The sequence below is a fragment of the Lysinibacillus sp. RS11 genome (genome assembly GCF_042019215.1).
Classification (GTDB): domain Bacteria; phylum Bacillota; class Bacilli; order Bacillales_A; family Planococcaceae; genus Lysinibacillus; species Lysinibacillus xylanilyticus_A.
The window spans coordinates 1976440-1994969 of the sequence record NZ_CP168124.1 but is presented as its reverse complement, the minus strand read 5'-3'; the positions used below and the strand labels follow the sequence as shown (position 1 = coordinate 1994969).

General features: G+C 36.0%; 16 protein-coding genes and 1 pseudogene. 2 read left to right on the top strand and 15 right to left on the bottom strand.

Annotated features, from left to right (window positions below; genetic code table 11):
* Positions 1 to 3 precede the first annotated feature (3 nt).
* The 7 genes and pseudogenes from asbD to AB9L17_RS09960 all read right to left on the bottom strand — a co-directional run bounded on the left by asbD (position 4) and on the right by AB9L17_RS09960 (position 9470).
* The gene (gene asbD, locus AB9L17_RS09990) at positions 4 to 261 is read right to left on the bottom strand and encodes a petrobactin biosynthesis protein AsbD (protein WP_049666019.1); all 258 of its coding nucleotides are present in this window, start codon (positions 259 to 261) and stop codon (positions 4 to 6) included.
* Complete coding sequence (locus tag AB9L17_RS09985; RefSeq protein WP_068986286.1) at positions 258 to 1490, bottom strand: AMP-binding protein; 1233 nt, start codon at positions 1488 to 1490, stop codon at positions 258 to 260. Before AB9L17_RS09985 ends, asbD begins: the two co-directional genes overlap by 4 nt.
* 2 nt (positions 1491 to 1492) lie before the next feature.
* Positions 1493 to 3247, bottom strand: a complete 1755-nt coding sequence (locus AB9L17_RS09980; protein ID WP_068986285.1) for an IucA/IucC family protein — start codon at positions 3245 to 3247, stop codon at positions 1493 to 1495.
* On the bottom strand, positions 3219 to 5042 hold the full coding sequence (locus AB9L17_RS09975; protein ID WP_375200511.1) for an IucA/IucC family protein: 1824 nt from the start codon (positions 5040 to 5042) through the stop codon (positions 3219 to 3221). Before AB9L17_RS09975 ends, AB9L17_RS09980 begins: the two co-directional genes overlap by 29 nt.
* A 475-nt stretch (positions 5043 to 5517) precedes the next feature.
* A complete protein-coding gene (locus tag AB9L17_RS09970) occupies positions 5518 to 5826 on the bottom strand; it encodes a hypothetical protein (RefSeq protein WP_375200510.1) in 309 nt (102 codons plus the stop codon).
* A gap of 890 nt (positions 5827 to 6716) precedes the next feature.
* Positions 6717 to 8399 carry an S-layer homology domain-containing protein gene (locus tag AB9L17_RS09965; protein ID WP_375200509.1) on the bottom strand — a complete coding sequence of 561 codons (1683 nt, stop codon included), beginning with the start codon at positions 8397 to 8399 and terminating at the stop codon, positions 6717 to 6719.
* A gap of 446 nt (positions 8400 to 8845) precedes the next feature.
* Positions 8846 to 9470, bottom strand: a pseudogene (locus tag AB9L17_RS09960) (GNAT family N-acetyltransferase).
* A gap of 130 nt (positions 9471 to 9600) precedes the next feature.
* Here AB9L17_RS09960 and AB9L17_RS09955 point away from each other — a divergent pair.
* Positions 9601 to 10419 (top strand): MerR family transcriptional regulator, encoded by an 819-nt coding sequence (locus tag AB9L17_RS09955; RefSeq protein ID WP_375200508.1) that lies wholly within the window; start codon positions 9601 to 9603, stop codon positions 10417 to 10419.
* Positions 10420 to 10434: 15 nt separating this feature from the next.
* A complete protein-coding gene (locus AB9L17_RS09950) occupies positions 10435 to 10542 on the top strand; it encodes a hypothetical protein (RefSeq protein WP_083227102.1) in 108 nt (35 codons plus the stop codon).
* Positions 10543 to 10767: 225 nt separating this feature from the next.
* Here the strand turns inward: AB9L17_RS09950 and AB9L17_RS09945 are convergent, their stop codons facing one another.
* From AB9L17_RS09945 to AB9L17_RS09910, 8 genes are all read right to left on the bottom strand, one after another.
* Positions 10768 to 11868 carry an ABC transporter ATP-binding protein gene (locus AB9L17_RS09945; protein WP_068986281.1) on the bottom strand — a complete coding sequence of 367 codons (1101 nt, stop codon included), beginning with the start codon at positions 11866 to 11868 and terminating at the stop codon, positions 10768 to 10770.
* A gap of 24 nt (positions 11869 to 11892) precedes the next feature.
* A complete protein-coding gene (locus AB9L17_RS09940; RefSeq protein WP_375200507.1) occupies positions 11893 to 12063 on the bottom strand; it encodes a hypothetical protein in 171 nt (56 codons plus the stop codon).
* Between the two features lie 97 nt (positions 12064 to 12160).
* The gene (locus tag AB9L17_RS09935) at positions 12161 to 13123 is read right to left on the bottom strand and encodes a sugar phosphate isomerase/epimerase family protein (RefSeq protein ID WP_068986280.1); all 963 of its coding nucleotides are present in this window, start codon (positions 13121 to 13123) and stop codon (positions 12161 to 12163) included.
* Between the two features lie 259 nt (positions 13124 to 13382).
* Positions 13383 to 14093 carry an HAD family hydrolase gene (locus tag AB9L17_RS09930; protein ID WP_068986279.1) on the bottom strand — a complete coding sequence of 237 codons (711 nt, stop codon included), beginning with the start codon at positions 14091 to 14093 and terminating at the stop codon, positions 13383 to 13385.
* A 108-nt stretch (positions 14094 to 14201) separates the two neighbouring features.
* Positions 14202 to 15554 carry an ABC transporter substrate-binding protein gene (locus AB9L17_RS09925; protein WP_068986327.1) on the bottom strand — a complete coding sequence of 451 codons (1353 nt, stop codon included), beginning with the start codon at positions 15552 to 15554 and terminating at the stop codon, positions 14202 to 14204.
* A 25-nt stretch (positions 15555 to 15579) separates the two neighbouring features.
* Complete coding sequence (locus AB9L17_RS09920; RefSeq protein WP_068986278.1) at positions 15580 to 16407, bottom strand: carbohydrate ABC transporter permease; 828 nt, start codon at positions 16405 to 16407, stop codon at positions 15580 to 15582.
* A gap of 3 nt (positions 16408 to 16410) precedes the next feature.
* Positions 16411 to 17277: a carbohydrate ABC transporter permease gene (locus AB9L17_RS09915; protein ID WP_068986277.1), complete on the bottom strand. Its 867-nt coding sequence runs from the start codon at positions 17275 to 17277 to the stop codon at positions 16411 to 16413.
* A gap of 243 nt (positions 17278 to 17520) precedes the next feature.
* Positions 17521 to 18429 carry a DUF2268 domain-containing protein gene (locus AB9L17_RS09910; RefSeq protein WP_375200506.1) on the bottom strand — a complete coding sequence of 303 codons (909 nt, stop codon included), beginning with the start codon at positions 18427 to 18429 and terminating at the stop codon, positions 17521 to 17523.
* Positions 18430 to 18530 lie beyond the last annotated feature (101 nt).

Genomic DNA, 18530 nt, shown 5'->3' with positions numbered 1-18530 from the left:
CGATTATTCTACCTTTTGCTGTTTTTCTAAAAAGCTTGCTAGTGTTCCTACTGTTTTGAAATCTTTTGGAACGAGAACCTCATCGGGAATGGAAATGCCAAGGTCCAACTCTATATGAAGAATCAGTTGAAGGACCATAATTGAATCCATATACAAATCCTCATTTAATCGGGCATCTTCATTAAAAGAGGACAATGTCTGCAACTCTAATGAATTTTCCATAATATCATAGATGCTCTTGATCAATTGTTGACGCGTCATACTGGTATGCCTCCAAGTTTTTTTCTACTTACTTTTCCGTTAGGCAGCTTTTCAATTTCATGAACAAACACAAACTCCATCGGAATTTGGTGTGGCGCGAGAAATTTCCGGCACCATTCTCTAAGTTCCATATTATCGACCGGTTCACTAGACACATATTGTGCGCATACTCGCTCTCCTGATAAGTGGTCTTGTTTCTTATATACGACTACTTCGACTATTCTTGGCTCATCCATTAACACGGTTTCAACTTCTTGCGGATACACATTCAAGCCCGCTACATTAATCGTGTCATCTATTCTTGCAAGAAAAGAAAGAACATTATCTTCTATATAACCAAGATCTTTCGTATAAATCGTTTGTGTAGACGATTCAATGATAATTTCGCTCGGTGTTTGTTTGTTACCAGCTGTTACCTTTACATGAGGAAGGGGATAACCCATTTCTTTCGGATCTTCCACATTAGGGTGAATTGCAACACACCCTGATTCAGAGCATCCATACTGCTGTAATACTTGGTTAGATTTCTCTCTTAACGATGTCAACCAGCTATGTGGCATCACAGTTCCTGACGTCATCACACGATCAAAATGTTGTTCTTTAGGTAATAATCGACTTAGTGTATAAAGTAATGCTGGAGCCCCATAGAGTATGTGTTTAGGATATTCTTTTAGCTTTTTCAAAATATATTTAGGATTACTGTTCGTAATAATAACTGGCTTTGCTCCTCTTCTTATGCAAGCAAGGACACCACAAATGAATCCATAAGAATGAGTAACCGGACAAGCGACAACAGAATTTGTCAAGGAATCAACAGGTAACGTCTTCACATAGCTTTCAATCTCTTCTTCTACTGAGCTCCACGTTCGTTCTATACATTTCGGAGCTCCTGTTGTACCTGAGCTCATTTGAACTAATACTCCTTCTTGGTTATTGGAATGATTGAATAGTTCAATGAAAGAATCAATTGATTGGAACAACAAAAGATGACTACCTGCTGAAGAAGCAAGCCGTACAGATCCCTCTTTTGGCGTCGCAGGATGGATTGGGACAACTGATCCACCTTTTTCGCGAATGTATAAACAAAGAGCTATATATTGGAAAGTATCATCCGTACAAATAGCTAGCCTGCGATTGTTACACTCCCTTAGATGAGGTAAGCTTTCATATATTTCAAATTGCTTCTCGATATCTTCTACTGTATAAAATTGATCATTGACATAAAACATCATCATTTCCCCTTTTCATCCGCTTGCGCCAACGTATTGTTGACAATATGTCGAAAATTACCTTCTTCTTGATTTTGAACTTTCTTTGTTAGCAAAGATTCAACATAAATATGTGTGCTAGTATGCTGAAGCTGTTCATTTCTTGAGCATAATGATGGAAAACGTTCAAAGTGCTTCTGTATTCCGTTCTTAACTAGACTCCAAAAACGCGTTTCTGCAAATCCATACTGCTCTTCTAGCAAATAAGATAGTTCACTTAAATGAAACACGAATAGTGTATCCATAGCTAACTCTCGTAAAGCCTCTACAGAAGACATCCAATAATAATGATCGACAGGTGCATCTTTAAAACATTCGTGTATCGTTTCAAAGTCTGGAACGAGGCTTCTGTCTGCAATGAATTCTTCCATATATTCAATACTGTCATGGAAATCCCTCAGTACAACTCGAGTTGGCCAGCCATTTTGATGTAATAAAATCATATTTTGCGCATGTGCCTCAACAGCAATACCGTGAGCGACAAGCAAGTGCCACACAGGAATAACACTCACTTCGATCAAGCATTTTACCCACTCCTTCGTTCCATATCGGGAAAGCCAATCATCAATAAATGGACGCCCATCTTCCTCCATCATCATTAGTACCGTAAACGGTACCGCTTCCTCTTCATCCTTCATATACGAGCGCACACTTTCTCGCCATATGGAGCCAAGCTGACCTTCTAGTTTGCTGCTATGCTTTTTTACATTCGGTTCAAAAATAATCCCTGCATATTCTTCCAGTACAATAAGAGACGCTTCATTATGTAAATAGTCGTCTAATTGAATCACCCGTTTAAGCCATGCTGAAATATGAGGAGCTGCACAAACAGCATGAGAATGTAACTTTCGTAATGAAGAAGTATTCACCATATTCATCGAGCATTTTAATTGCGCCTTTTTTGGATTTGAAAAATTCCATAATGTTCGCACTGATTGGGTTGCCCTATAGTAATCTCCTTTCACATTTAGAGGTATTAGATCTTTTTGCTCCATTAATCCAGCTAGTTCTTGCTTCATGTTATGCCATTGCCAAGGATGAACCGGTAAGAACGTATATTCTTCAAATGTTCCATCGAATACCGCAAGCGTTGCAAGAAGGTCTTCCCACAGCAAATGCCCTAGCTCTCTTTTCCAAAAGTTCTCTTCCTCTTCAAGAACAGAAATTCGTACGTAGCTTCTTCTCACTGCAACCCATTGAAGGGTAAAAGATTGCTTTGCCTCAGGGCCATAGTCTTTATGGTCATCGATCGTAAAACCGGTTCTGGATTTAAAACAAGGGTGATATGGATGTCCTTCAGTAATTTCTGATTCTAATTCTTCATAGCTCGAAATTCTTCTCGACATCGGCATTGGGAGATGTCGATCATTCCATTCACAAAGCTTACTCGTCAAATGAAGTTCTTTCAGTAACCGATCTTTGTCATTACGAGTCGAAAGTAATTCATCTACTAGATCCTCAAGCGTTGCTTCTAATAACGTTCCATCTTTTCCTACTAAAAAAATACTATCTCCCTGTATTCGGATGCGATCAAATGCCATTTTTCTTCCTTCACAACGATATGTGCACTTCTGACCACCAAGAGTAAAAATTGAAATCCCTTTATCTAGACGTGTTTCTTCATATTTAATTAGTCCTTCAAAAATCATTGCTTCTACAAGCTGCCGCCTTACACGTAGCTCTTCTTGTTTAGAAGCTAAAGGCTGTAGCTGCTGCATATTCTGCCTCCTTATGTTGAAGAACAAACGGATTTGGAATTTTCGTGTATACTGCTTGTTCTAGTTCGGCTTCTAGTTCATCTACATCATGAAACCTTGTTAATAAATTTGCTTTGAACGCAAGCTCTTCTTGTTTTAGAATGTTACGAACAAATGTCTTCCCGAAACCTGTAAATTCTTTTTCTAATAAGTGCAGTTGATCGATAGACCACTTCAAAAGAATTTTTTCATCGATTAGCTGATCTGCTCCGAATCGAGATATAACGGGAAACAGTTGATTCATAAACAAATAATATGTAAATCTATCATGAATAAGGGTATCTTCGTAAAATAGCTCTTCTGTTTCATGTAAAGAAGGCTCTATTGAAAGAAGTACTTCTTTATATGTTTTTGATAAGTAATAACCTTGGTTATCACGATAAAAATAAATAGTTGGATAACCAGAAGAAATGTTTAACAGACTATTTTGCTGGTGTGCTTCGAGAGCTACCCCATGCTCATCGTATAATCTTAATAATGATTCAATAGCACATTTCCAATAGTCTTTAAACCAGTCTAAACTTACACTCTCTATTGAGCGGAATTCTGATTGAGAGATTTTCATAATGAGCTGACACAGTTTTGATTTTTCGTTTGGCAAGGGCTCTTGCACAAGAGTAGCGATCATGCATATTCCTTCATCATGCCCTTTAGGAAATACGTTTGAGCGAAAAATAACCTCAAACCCTGACTCCGTCTGATTTGGGAACTCTACAGTCATATAGGCTGGATCATCAATCATCCGGAAAGATGGATGGTTCTGTAAGAAATCAATCTTATTCATTAACCGAGCCATAACAATTCCAGCTTTTAGTTCATGAGTTCTATTTACCCTCAATGAATTCGTTATCTTTACAGGAATTGAAAACTTATACATCATTTCTTCATTTGAGCTATATACCGTTCTAATTGAAGAGGTTGCTGTATAAAATGCCCCAAGCGCACCTTCGTATTTTATCAACCCTTCAGCAATCGCTTCTTTTACATACTGTTGCTGTAAAAGCCACTGTGCTTGAAGCGGGTGCATCGGAATGAGGCAATGCTTCTCTGACATAACAAAATCAGGTTGTGATTTTGTTAAAGACTGAGTAATGAGTTCACTTGCACTTTTTTCTAACTCAGAAGACTCTTTCACAATTTTACGGTCTACACAAAAATAGTGAAGTTGGAAAGAGCCTTGTAACTCTGGAGCAAAACTCGTTTGTTGCCAATCTGCCATCCCTTGTCTGCTTTTCGGTGTCGGATGAAGCCAATGTCCAAGTAAGAGAGACTGCTCAGCTTCAATAAACGTACAGTTAGCTCCATTTTGTTTCTTACCTTCCAAACTCTTTTCAATATAATTTGCCATCGTTTGATAGCTCTCTATTATGCGAAGAATGAGTTCATCAAAATGGGAAGAAATTCCAAGACATCCATCCGCCTTAGCCATAAAATGTAATTCCTGAATGAGCATGATGAGTATCGTTAATTTATCTTCGACAAGCCATTGTTTTTGTTTCGTACAATACTTCAATGAGACACCAAATATATGTCTTCCAACAAGAGATTTGTATTCCATGCCAAATGCAAAACGTGTGTTTTGGATCGGCAACTTAATCTCTAACATATGTGCCTCTGTAATCAGGATAGATAGTCGCTGTTCTTTTATCCACTCCTCCTTTCTGACCCAATGTCCGCTACTTACCTCTCGTATATAACAATTCATAAACGCCTGAAACGTTGCATTTTCTGCAATCTGTTTAGCTATCTGTTGCATGTAATTAATCATCCTTTCACAAAGTCTTCTCCCTATAAAATGATAATGATTATCACTCACTGCAAAAAAAATTAGTCTCCCTTATAGAAAGACTGATGATAAAAGTGAACGGGCACAAATGTGTTACCGAAAGCAATTGATAATGATTATCACTTTCAATTACTTTTACATAGTATAGGAAAGTTGGAAATGACTCAACTGTCTAAAGACCTATATAGCAATATAAACCATCGAATTAGCTAAAAATGTAGAAGAATATTTCGTTTCTTGTATCACATGCGCACGATAATTGATATAAGGTACGGTGTGACGACAAAATATTATGCAGAACTAGAAAACATCAAAAAAGTTCACATCATTTATGTGAACCTTGTTTGACTTTTTATAATGAATATTTACTCAAAATAATTTATATTATCACGGCTGTGCAATTACCGTAAGAATGGCTTTCTGGTTGAACTAGAAGTGATTGCAGTTACACGGACATTTTATGAGCCAACACAATGGCATTAATCGCTGATACGGTATCTTTAGTTACCATCTGTTCATCCAGCTTCAACTGAAGTTGAAATGTAGAGACTGGTGGTATTTTAGTAGAAATCTTGAGCTCAACATCCTGAGATGAAAGCACCTTCGCTTGCACGATTTGCAGCCAGGGAATAAGATCCGGTAATGTTTTATACTCCGAAAGGCCCATTTCCTTACCATCCGTCCTAATAGGTGAATACCCATCGAAATACCCAATTCTTAGCACAGCATTAGAGGGGGTACTGTTCCTATTCAAGGTAGTGGCCGCTCCCATCCGATGACGGGAGTTTTTTTAGGACCGATAATCAGATTCCACACAATGATAAACATAGAAGGAATAAGGAAGCCGAGCACCTCCAACACTGGAGGTATTGACATAGACGGTAAGAAAAATCGCTGCGGACAGAATCGCCAGCAACCATATGTAGAGCTCCTTCCGCCATTTGGACTGCAGCTTCCCAGATGTTAGGGGAATAGACTGTGCTAGCTGAATTTCCGAATTTTGCTTTAGTTGGATTACCGTACGTTCTCTCTATATTAAATGTTCCCCATTCAGCATATAGGAGTTATCGGCTACTCCCTGCCAGACCTTCTCCTGCGATGGATGCGGCGACTGCCAGTGAGTAACGTATTTTTCAATGTCTTTCAGATAGAGAGTGGGATCACCCGTGAACGAGAAATATTGCGAAAGCTCCAGATGAATAACGGCAGCTGAATACTGCTGTACATGGGTTGATAAGGTTTCTAGCCACTCATTCACAGGAGTTGCTAGCGATCCTACATTGCTGGTGATGGTTAACGCCATTTTTGGGGTTTATGAGTTAAAAAAGATCACCCTACAATAGGTGATCTTGAATACTTCGTTTTCATAATTTATTACTATTTACCAAACGAAAGGAATTAGTTTTTTAGTTTCCTGTTTATATATTGTAAATTGTTCTCCGTACTTGTTTTATAAGTAATCATCAGACTTTGGAATATAATCAAAAACAAATACTAAGAATAAACTTAGAGGGATAAGCAAACTATAAATATTGTTGGAGATTAGCGCTAATCCTAGTACCCAAAGACAATCTCCACGATCATTCACGCTCATCTATAGAGTAAGAACAACCTTTATTTGCCATCTTTACATAATGAGGTTTATTAGAACTTAGGAATATTATTGTATCCTTCAATGATATCTCCAAATCCTTGGTTGATGAGAGAATTCGCTACCGGTCGAAGAATTTCCTGTTTGCTTTCCACAAGATATTGTGCCTTCGAACGAATGAGACGATCAAATATTTCACTTCGTTTTTCTCCAACTGCCTCCCATGATTGTTGAGACTTCAGTAAATCTTCTAAGGTCAAGAGAGGATAATCCGTTCCTTCAAATGTGAAATCACCATTTACTTGATACCACACATCCCCATTCTCTCGTAACCATTTTTCTCCGATGTTTTCAACGCCCCGTCTCATATTTCTGGCTACGACTAAATAGGATTCTTCTTTTGTTTGTTGATAGGTTTCTAGTAAGAAATTCATTTCTCCTAAAGCGTGGTTTAAGGATACATGTGTCTTCTTTGTCTGCAGAGGAGAATAATAATCGGTCACAAGGTAACCACCTTTGGGAACTTCAATTTTGTTTCCATTTTCCGCCTGATTGACCAAGAAATCCGCATAGATGATGGTTGAGTTTTTAAGTTCTTTGATGTCAAGCATGTCCCCAGCTTCTTTTAGGAATAACGCGATTTTTTCGTTATGCCTAGTATCGATATAAGGAGCATTGATTCCGTAATCCTTTTTCAACCACGTACTCGTATATTCCGTTTCCCATAACCCTTTTTTATCTCCTTGAAAAATAAATAAGTTAGCAACAGAATTTAATAGCAAATCGTAGAAGTATCGCTCCTGTGTAGTTTCATAGTAATTTAATGCTTTTCTATCTTGGACCCTCACTAGGTTTCTCCCATATCCTAACTTTGTTTCAGGTTCAATCGACCACGGGAGTTTTGTATAAGGCCCTTCGTCTGTATACCATTTGTTAGTTTCTTTGTAATGTTTGGTACTTTGACTAATCCATTCATCGAGAGCTTGTTCTTTTTTAAACAGAGGCTCTTGTGAAACTAGCATCCAGTTTTCAGATAAATCATTTCCTACTGCGTGAAGTGGAAGAGTGACAGTAAGGCCTTTATAATCTTTAATTAATTCCAAGGACTTATTTTCACTCGTCAATTCCCGGACCACACTCTTGTCTCCGTTTTCATACTTTTTAATCCGTTCTTTCGATACATAGTTTCGGCTTATCATCATATTAGTAACTAGGTTTTCGTTTTCGTGTTCGTGTTCCTTTATTTTTAACAGACCAATAGGATAAGTGGTTGGATCTACGCCAGATACATTATCGTGCTCATGTTGAATTTCCTGTCGTTCGAAATCTATCAAATCATACCGTACATTTCCGCTGATAGGGTATGAGATTGTAGCACTACACCCTTTACTGCTTTTGTTTTGTAATTGAGTGAAAATGAAAAAATCCCCATTATCGATTTCTCGAACAGTAACCTTGATGGAGCCCATGTTTTCTCCATCTTCAAATAAATTAAAGACCGTTGTTTGATCCATTGAACGAATATACGTTTTATACGAACTTGTTGTTTTTTGCAGTAGTAAACCATTGGCTTCCAAATGTAATTGTGTGGAATTCGGTAACGCTAGAGAAACCCTCTCGCTAGGTTCATATATTTTATACTCATCGTCACCTGTTCTGTTAAATGAAATTGAAATCAAGATCATTAACACAAACATGGAGCATAAAATTTTGCACCAGATTTTTCTTTTAAGCAAATTGGCCCCCCCGATGTAACTATTCTTTTATATGAAATTTCCAAAATTATACCAGTATCAAATAAGAAAAACAATGTATGAACGTTTTCTCTACCTGAAGTTTTTATCGGACAGTGGGAGGTTGGTTTGGTGTTCGATTTCTAGGGGGCAATTTATGAATCATTTGTAGCAATTGTTCCTATATCTTTTTCGGTCAATTATTAACAAAACTTGATTTTGATTAAAAAATCAAGGATAAACGGCTATTCATGATCTGTACTAAAAACCTATTAATTGTCCTCAATGCAAATTATTCATCCTTGTCCGTGAAAAATTGGAATTCATAATCTTGTATCGTATGTGTTTGTTGTTCATTTTAAGCAAAAACAAGCGCACACCTGTCATACGGTGTGCGCTTGGTTCTATAGGTGTTGGCAGCGAATTGTCCAGCTCCTTATCGCTATTAATTAAAAATCATAACCATATATAAACACGTTAAGTTTTTCCTTTGTTGAATCAAATTGAATTTCTTTTTCACCTATACGATCGAAGTTTTGACTGTCATAATATCCATAGTTACATCTATTATCTGTATATAAATATAAAGATTTCACATCCATACTTTGCGTATAATTAAACAAATCATTCATTAGAGCCTTACCAACCCCAAGACCTCTAGATTCCCCCGATACAATAAATAATTCTATACAACCTTGAAAATCATCTTCTTTGTATCAGTTCTTTATATGCCTTTTGAACCTTTCCATACTCTTTCATAAATTTTTTATTTTCCTTATTAGTTAAGAGGACTTTTATTATGGAATAGGCAAAACTGAAAATATTATGCGCTTTTTTTAAACGGTTTTTGTCCTTTTTCGCATGGCCCAAAATAATACCAATAACCTTATTGTCTTTTTCTGCTACTTTGCTAAATGAGCTTTCTAAAATGCAACCGTGTAAGTAGATGTTTAATACTGAATCTAAAAATTTCTTATCCTTAATAAATTCATTGAAACCAAATGCTTCACCAATCAATTCTTTAACCGCTTCGTAATCTTCTTTAACTAGACTTCTGTATATTACTTTTTCCATATTTAAAAACTCCCTGTTCTATAAGTAAATTTATTTAGTATTTCTTGCAAATGCCCTATAATAATCATAAGGTCTCCCCTAAGAGGAGAGTCAACGATTCAGTAAGAAAAAATATAAGGAAGTGATGATGGTGCAACACTTATTTTCTATTGGGGAAGTTTCGAAAATGAAGGACATTACAATAAAAGCTTTACGCTATTATCATAGAATGGGGATTCTTATTCCAAAATATATTGATGAAACAACAGGCTATAGATATTATTCTATAGATCAATTTATTCATATAGATATAATAAAAAGCTGTAGAGAATTAAAAACAAGCATTGTCGAACTTCAAGAAATTTTTAAGAACTGTAATACTGATGAATTACTGGCATTTTTACAATTAAAAAAATATGAAGCTGAAGAACAAATAAAGAAAATGCAGGAAGTCATCAAAACCATTGATCGTTTAAATATAAAGGTAGAGACTTCTAAAGATATTTTAATTAATGATGACATATCTATTCAGTTCTTTGAACAACGGTCTGTAGTTGTAGCACCATGTAAAGAAGTAGGAAGTTTACAGGAGTTACTATATTATTCAGACTTAGAGAAGAGCATACAAGATAAAGGCGGAAAAATGTCACTTGAAAGAGGGATCCTCTACAACGTTAATGCAGAGTCGAATGTAATACCAATGTATGTTTTTAGTAGACTTCAAGGAGATGCTGCTTTAGAAGCTGAACAAAATATAAAAACATTACCAAAAGGAAAGTACTTAACGATAGCTTATAGTAAAGAAAATGAAGAGGAGCGTAGAAATAAAATAATTAAATTTGTAAAAGAGAATAAGTTAACAGTAAGAAGCTTCATTGAAGTAGAGTTATATAACGATTTCTTTAATACAGAATCTTATAGTTGTCAAATTCAAATATTTATAGAAAATAACGAAACTGTTGATTGTTAGGATAATTCACAGGAGATGGCAGCAACTATTGGTATTAGTGAATTTACTTTACAAGATTATGTTCGTTCTGCCATTCGCAAACTGATACATTCAATCGTGTCCAAGGAGTTCCCGAAGCATTAGGAAAGCGAGTAGCCCGTAACGGAAATCCGAGTTTCACGATCGATAAAAATAGTTAATCAACACACCTGATTATGCGCAAAAGTAATAAAGTAGTATTTGATAAAGCAAAAAGAGATTTAGGTCTTAAGCTAAATCTCTTTTTATATCTTATATAGAAAGAGATTTAGGTCTTAAGCTAAATCTCTTTTTATATCTTATATAGAAAGCTACTTCAATAATGATGATTTATAAAATAATTCTTTTTTCAGTTTGAGCATCAAAATAATGAGCTTTCTCCATATTCAACATAAGGTCCATCTTTGATTGGCTTTGCACATCGGTTGAGGAGTCAACACGTGCAACGAAAGATTGACCATCATGATTCGAATAGAGATATGTTTCCGAACCCATTAATTCTGCCACTTCAATATGGACTGTTACCTTCGTTTGATGTGGTAAGTCTTCAGATGTTTGACTAACAGAGAAGTCTTCTGGTCGTATACCTAAGATGATTTCTTTATTCATATACCCGTTATTTTTAAAGCACTCTAGCTTCTCTTCTGGCACCTGAAGCTTCCAATCTCCCACAATAAAAGCACTTTCCGTTAATGTTCCTTTGAAAAAATTCATTCCAGGAGAGCCAATAAAACCTCCTACAAATACGTTCGCTGGTCTATCATAAACTTCTTTAGGTGTACCCACTTGTTGGATGATGCCGTCCTTTAACACAACAATACGTGAAGCCATCGTCATCGCTTCGATTTGATCGTGCGTAACATAGATCGTTGTTGTTTGCAATTGGTGGTGTAATTTTGAAATTTCGGCACGCATTTGAACACGAAGCTTTGCATCTAAGTTTGACAACGGCTCATCCATTAAAAAAACTTTTGCATTCCGAACAATCGCACGTCCTAATGCCACACGCTGCCGTTGTCCACCTGAAAGAGCTTTTGGCTTTCTCTCCAAATATTCTTCAAGCCCAAGGATTTCCGCTGCATGTTTTACACGTTCTTCAATCTCTTTTTTGCTATACTTTCTAAGTTTTAAACCGAATGCCATATTTTCGAAAACCGTCATATGTGGATAAAGAGCGTAATTTTGGAAAACCATTGCGATATCTCGATCTTTAGGTGCAACATCATTCATCCGCTGTCCATCAATATAAAAGTTTCCATCTGTAATCTCTTCAAGACCTGCAATCATACGTAAAGTCGTCGATTTCCCACAACCTGAAGGTCCTACAAAAACGATAAATTCTCCATCCTGCACTTCTAGGTTAAAATCTTTTACGATTGTTGTATCATTATCATATTTTTTATAAATATGTTCGAATAATAGCTGAGCCATCATTGCCTCCTAATATTGTGATTTTCAAGTGAAGATTAGCTCATTACCATAATGTTGGGTTGATTTCCGTTCCGGCTGGGCGCTTTGCCGCTGACGCTTCGCTTTCGCGCAGAGCAGAGCTTCCTGGGGGCGTCCGATGAGCCGCTTCACTCGCGTTGCTCGCTGCAGGGTCTCATCTGTGACGCTGATCCCCAAGGAGTCGCCCAGCCTCCACTCCAATCAACTTATAGACATTGCATATGTTTTAACAAATATAATTCCTAATTTTTGGTGATGAGATTAAAAATTGACGTTATCTACAATACTTATCTCTAAGCGCTATTGCATGTTTAATCGATTGTTCAGCACCTTGAATTTGTTTTTCGATCAGCTCTTCTAAATGTTCTTCAGCAGGATAGTAATAATTTTCTGGCTCGATAACATTTCGATCAAATGGAGGATCCTCTACTTTGAACGCACCTTCGCCTACTTCAAAAACCCCTCCTGTACCTTTTTCCCTTTTAAACTGAGCTACATAAGGATAGCACATTTCAATATTAATTCTTGTTAACGGAGAATGCTCCACCATAATTTTAAAGATTTCATCTAAATCAATATTCCCTTGCCCTGCTGGAACACCGCACACTTTATAACCATCTTTTGCTTCGATGATAATATGATCTTTAAAGTGGGTTGTATACGTATATGGAGCGAGCTTTCTTGCTGCTTCCACAGGGTCTTCCCATGCCATCATTGAATTTCCAAAATCACAATGAGCGCCTACCCAATAGCTGTTTACCTCATTGACAATTTGTATGATTTCATCAGCTATTTCTTCCTCGTGGTTTTCAACGGCAAGTTTAATTCGATATTTTTTTAGAAGTGGCACAATTTTTTTTATATTATTCGGTGCTTGATCTAGTAATTCTTTATCATATTTCCCTGGACAGCAATACGTCCGAATCACATCTGCCCCAATTTTATGTGCTACTTCGATAACCTCTGATAAATGGTCAGGTTCTGTTCCTCTTGCGTCAATCTCAGCGTATAATCCATATTTTTCGATTTCCTGACGTACCTTCTGCAAATGATCCGGTTCAGCGCCACCAAGAGCTCCCCACTTAGGATGCAAATATTTATCGCCAGGATAAGCAATGACATTAATCATGACGCCATCTAATCCATGTTCTGCTGTTGTTCTAATAAAATCAAAAATATCCATGTGACCATTTTGAAAAAGTAAGTGATAGGTTTCTGTTTCTAAGCCTAATTTCATCCGTTTCACCTTCTGTGTAATAAAATTTTTGAATATCAGACAATAACATTTACTAAGAGCACTTATAACCCCTTAATATTTTACTGTCTTCCTAGAAAATTTAGCTTCAGCCCATTATCTGGCTTTTTTACCTGTTTTTTATTGAGTTAAGAGACTTCTGTAGCTGACCTTTGCTTTCGCTACAAAACCATTAGCTGAAAGAAGTTAAAATAGTCATTGTTTTTAGTTGGCTTGACCTCTCTCGTTTAATAACAATGTGCTATAAAATCTTTTGAATATCTTTAACACTATCTATAATATAATCCGCTTTTCCTTCAAGATCTTCCTTCCTACATGCACCAGAAAGAACTCCTGCAACTTCAATATTACTATTTCGTGCAAATCGAATGTCAGTTAATGTGTCACCTACCATTAAAACTTCTTCATCATTCAGTAGAAATTTATCTTTGAACTTATGATAACAATCACTATAAGGTTTAGGTTTGTTGATTCCATCATCAGCACTTAAAAAATCTATATACTCGTAAAGCTTAGTCATTTTAAGTGAATGAACAGCTGCATCAATATCATCTGCTGTCACAATACCGATAATATACGCATGATCTTTTAAATATTTTAGTGTTTCTTGTGCACCTTGTACTTCTGTAAATACGAGGTCATCTGATGTTGAATGCTTTTTGAATGACGCACACACATCATGTATAAATTCCCCTTTTTTCACATTCTTTTTTTCTTCTACTATTGAATACCATGCCGCTGCAATAAAGGAATTCGTTTGACTAGCTAGTAAGCTCGTACTCTCAAAATCATTATTGTCCATTCCAATAATTTGCAAGTATTCATTTCGTTTGTTCTTTTCATTCGGATACTTTTGAAAGACGTCATGAAGTACACAATCAACGATTTTATACCAAACCGAATCGAGCTGTATTAATGTGCCATCCTTATCGAAGATGATTCCTTTTTTCATTTTTTTGCCTCCTCTAACTTAAAACCTATTATTTTGTTCTAACTGTAAGACAATAAAGGTACTTCTTCCATTCAAAAGAGAAGCACCACCATTTCTCTTCGAAAAGTTTTATTTATTTACTTTGTCTAATTCTTGCTGGGCAATTGTTGCTGCTTCATCTAATGCTTCCTTAGCAGAGATCCCTTCGATTTCTACTTTATCTTTCGCTATATCTAGTGCATCATAGATTTTTCCGCCTGTTGGATCAATAAATGGTGAAACGCCATATTCATTCGCTTGCTCTAACGGAACTAACGCCTGTGGTTGTTTTTTTACGAATTCTGCATAAGGCTTATAATCAGTGACATTATTTTGAACAGGGATATAGCCTGTTTCCATTGACCATTCAGCTGTTTTTTCAGTAGTTGTCGCAAATTTCATAAACTCATATGCACCTTGTGCTACTTCTGGATCAATATTTCTAGTTAATGTGAAAAAATATGCTTCTAATTTCGGTGCTGGCTTATGATCACCCCAGCCTGGTTGCGGAACGGCTCCAAACGTAGCCAGTCTTTCCGCCTCATCCATCCCCTCACCTAACGATTTGTAGACAAATCCTTGGTCACCAGATGAACCTGTATATCCTAACGTTTTACCTTCAACAAAATCAATAATTGTGTTATCCCAATATTCCCATCCAGTACCACCTGTATGAATGTTCATGATTTTATCTTCATGAAGCCACTTACGGTATTTCTCCCATACCTTTACCCATGTTTCATCGTTAATTAAAACTTTTGTTCCGTCTTCACTTAATACATTTCCTCCAGCACTTCGAACCGAATCAATTAAATTTGTCGTACCCCAAATTGGCATCCACCCTGCATATTGAACGTTGCCATTTTCATCACGTTTTGATACTTTTTCAGCTACCTTCTCAAGCCCTTCCCATGTCTTTAAGTCATCCGTAGTAAAGCCATTTTCCTCTAATACTTTTTTATTATAATAAAGTATTTGAGTTGTACCATATAAAGGAATTCCATATATTTTCCCATCTACTGTTGCTTGACTAACAAAACCTTTACCATAATTCTCTATTTTCAATTCTTTATCATTATTGATAAATGGATCGATTGGGACAACTAAATCTTTGTTAATGTAGTTTTGAATAACGTCTGAACCTAGTAAAGCTATGGCTTCTTGATTGTTTGCCGCAAATCCACTTTGAAGCTTTTGATAAGACTCATCGTAGTTGCCTGCTTTTGTCGTTTTTACAACGTACTTGTCCTGACTTTCATTGAATTCCATCACAATCTTATCTAAACGATCCGCAAGGGACCCCCCAACTCCGTTAATAAATGGGACAACGATTTTTTCCCCTTCTTTCGTTACCTTAACTGTATTTCCTTCTCCTCCAGAACATCCTGCTAGTACACTAACAAATAATGATACAACCATAAAAAGCGTTAATAATTTCTTCATCATGAAATGCCTCCTTTAAAATTAGTTAACCTTTTATTCCAGAATCAGAAACACCTGAGAGGAACCATTTTTGCAATACTAAAAATACAAGTAAAAGTGGGACTGTAGCGATTGTACTTGCAACCATAATGTGTGACCAATCCCTACCTAATGAGCTATTAATGAAATAATCAGCAATCCCATTTGTGATTAATTTTTTATCGTTATCTTTTAATACTAACGCTGGCCAAATATAGTTATTATAGTTTTCTATAAATGTCACTAAACCTAGTGTTACAAATGATGAACGTGTCACCGGAAAGACAATCTTCCAAAGGATTTTCCAATCACTAGCTCCATCAATTTTGGCTGCTTCTACAATTTCATAACCAACTTTAAGGAACGCTTGTCTTAAATAAAAAATCCCAAATACACTAACTGCTAAAGAAATAATATATCCGAAATGGGTATTAAGAATTCCCATTTTTGCTAACATCACATAAACAGGAACATACGATACAGCACCTGGAATCATATATGTTGCCATGACAACGCCAAACGTTAATTCTTTCCCTTTAAATTTATAAAATGCCAACATATAAGCAAAGAGCGCTGACGAAATAAGAACATAGATTGTAATCAGCAAAGAAGTATAGAAACTGTTAAAGATATACGTGTGAAAAGGAATGATTTCTAATACTTCAGAATAATTTTCCCAATGGAATTCTTTTGGCCAAAAACTACCTTGTAGTACTTCACTGGATGTTTTAAACGAACTAAGGATCATCCATATAAAAGGAAAGACAAACAAGATACTTGATACAGCTAAAAAGAGATGCTTGAAAATCAATGGCGTCTTTTTTCGATTACTCATGTCTTAATAATTCACCCACTTGTCACCTATTATCTTGTTTAAAAACGATAGTAGGATTGTAATGATTAATATGATAAATGCGATGGCTGTCGCTGATCCCATATCAAATTGTTCAAATGCTTGTTCAAAGAATAAATAGAGTAATGTTCTTGTCGAACCACTCGGCCCACCTTGTGTTAAGATTTTAATTTGATCGTATGCTTGCAGCGATACAATCGTATTCACAACAATTAAGAAAAAAGTTGTTGGTGAAACCATTGGGAGTGTGACATGTCGAAACTTTTGCCATGCATTTGCTCCATCGATACTCGCCGCTTCATATAAGCTATCAGGTACTTTCTCTAATGCACCAATATAGAAAATCATTGTCCATCCAACTAGTTTCCAAACCGTTACAATAATAACTGCTAGCATTGCGGTTTCACTGCTCTTAAGCCATTCCAAACCAGGTATTCCTACTAAACCTAACAGCTTATTGATAACACCTAGTTCCGGTTCATATAGAAGTGACCATACAATCGATACAGCTACTGTTGGTGTTACCCATGGTGAAAAAATCATCAATTTATAAATGGCAGAGCCTTTGAAATTTTTTCTAAAGAACAGAGCAAAACCTAATCCTAATACAGTTGTTGGAATAACTGTCCCAAATCCAAAATAAAGAGTGTTTAGCAATGCCTGCTTAAATGATGCCTGGGTAAACAAATTGAAATAGTTATCTAAACCAACAAAATGAAAATCATTTGTCATGAAATCCCAGTCTGTAAAACTAATACCTAAACTAAACAAATTCGGAATGATCCAAAAGAGTATAAGAGGTATTCCAACCGGTAATAAAAAGAACGCAGCCTTTGAAAATTTTATTTGCATTCATGTCACCTCCTGTTTCACATTGTAAAGCCAAATTATTAATCAGATGTTGTACTTTTATTAACAAGTTGTAAAAATAAACATATAAACAAAGTAAAACAACATAAAAACCATTTTTCACATAAAAAAACTATTTCTCGTTTTCATTGAGAAATAGTTTGATTGATTATTAGGTGTAGTTTAGTAATAAATTTTGATTATTTATTAATCCGTTGTTGCCCTACCGATCAGTTGTAAGTGAGGTTAATCGAAAAATTTAGAGACGCTCACTATTTCTTCAGTAGGAGTCAGTGTCGCTTCGGCAATGCTCTTGTTACTGTTAGCTAAGTATTTCTTAATCAAATGGTAACCAATAGTATAACCTGCATTCCCTGATAAACCAACTGGACTATACCCCTTTCTCTTAGCAACCTCATCACCAAACATATAAGCTGATACTTCCCCAAAACCTTTCGTCTTTCGTCCTTCTTTTATCACTTCGATTGAGTACGCCATCTCTTCTTGATCAAAATCTTCAATCCAAGGTCCAATCAATTCTTTCCCATACATTTCTTCAGCAAAACATTCAGCTAAACCTTCCAATACTATATATTCTTCTACAGTCACGTCACCATGATTAAATGGTTCAAATGTAAAACGAACATTATGATTAAACTCGTGAGCTAAAGCGGATTTTAATCGTTTCTTATTAAAATCATTAGGAACAGCCATTAGCAAAATATATCCCGGTATTCCACCAAAACCTGAATATCCTTTATTTACTTTCATTTCTTGACTATCTTCATCCCCTAAAAGAATAGTTATGTCGATTTTTTCTAGTGGAATAGAATAACCGATCTTTTCAAATGCATCCATTCCTTTTGAAATCACTTCCTGATATTCATCAAAAATTCTAGATTCTACAAGCTCTGGTAGATTATCTTCAACTTGTTGAATAGATTTTCTAGGCGTCCAAATCCCTAACATCTCTGATGCCATAACAACATCGTATCCATTAGGTTGTGTTGCTTTTAACGGTACATTTAAATAATCCCACATTGTTTTCATTGGTTGCATCAAGTCATAACGGAATGAATTCTCATTAACATTTCCTAGTAAACACTTTTCATAGAAATCCAAGCTATTGATTAAATTGATCCTTACTTTTCCCACGTTATCGCCCCCTTTTCTAAAAGCTTAATCCTTTACGCAACGTCAATGTAAAGCTTTTAATGTTTACTATTGCATTCCATGTACTTAGTCCGTTTCTTAAT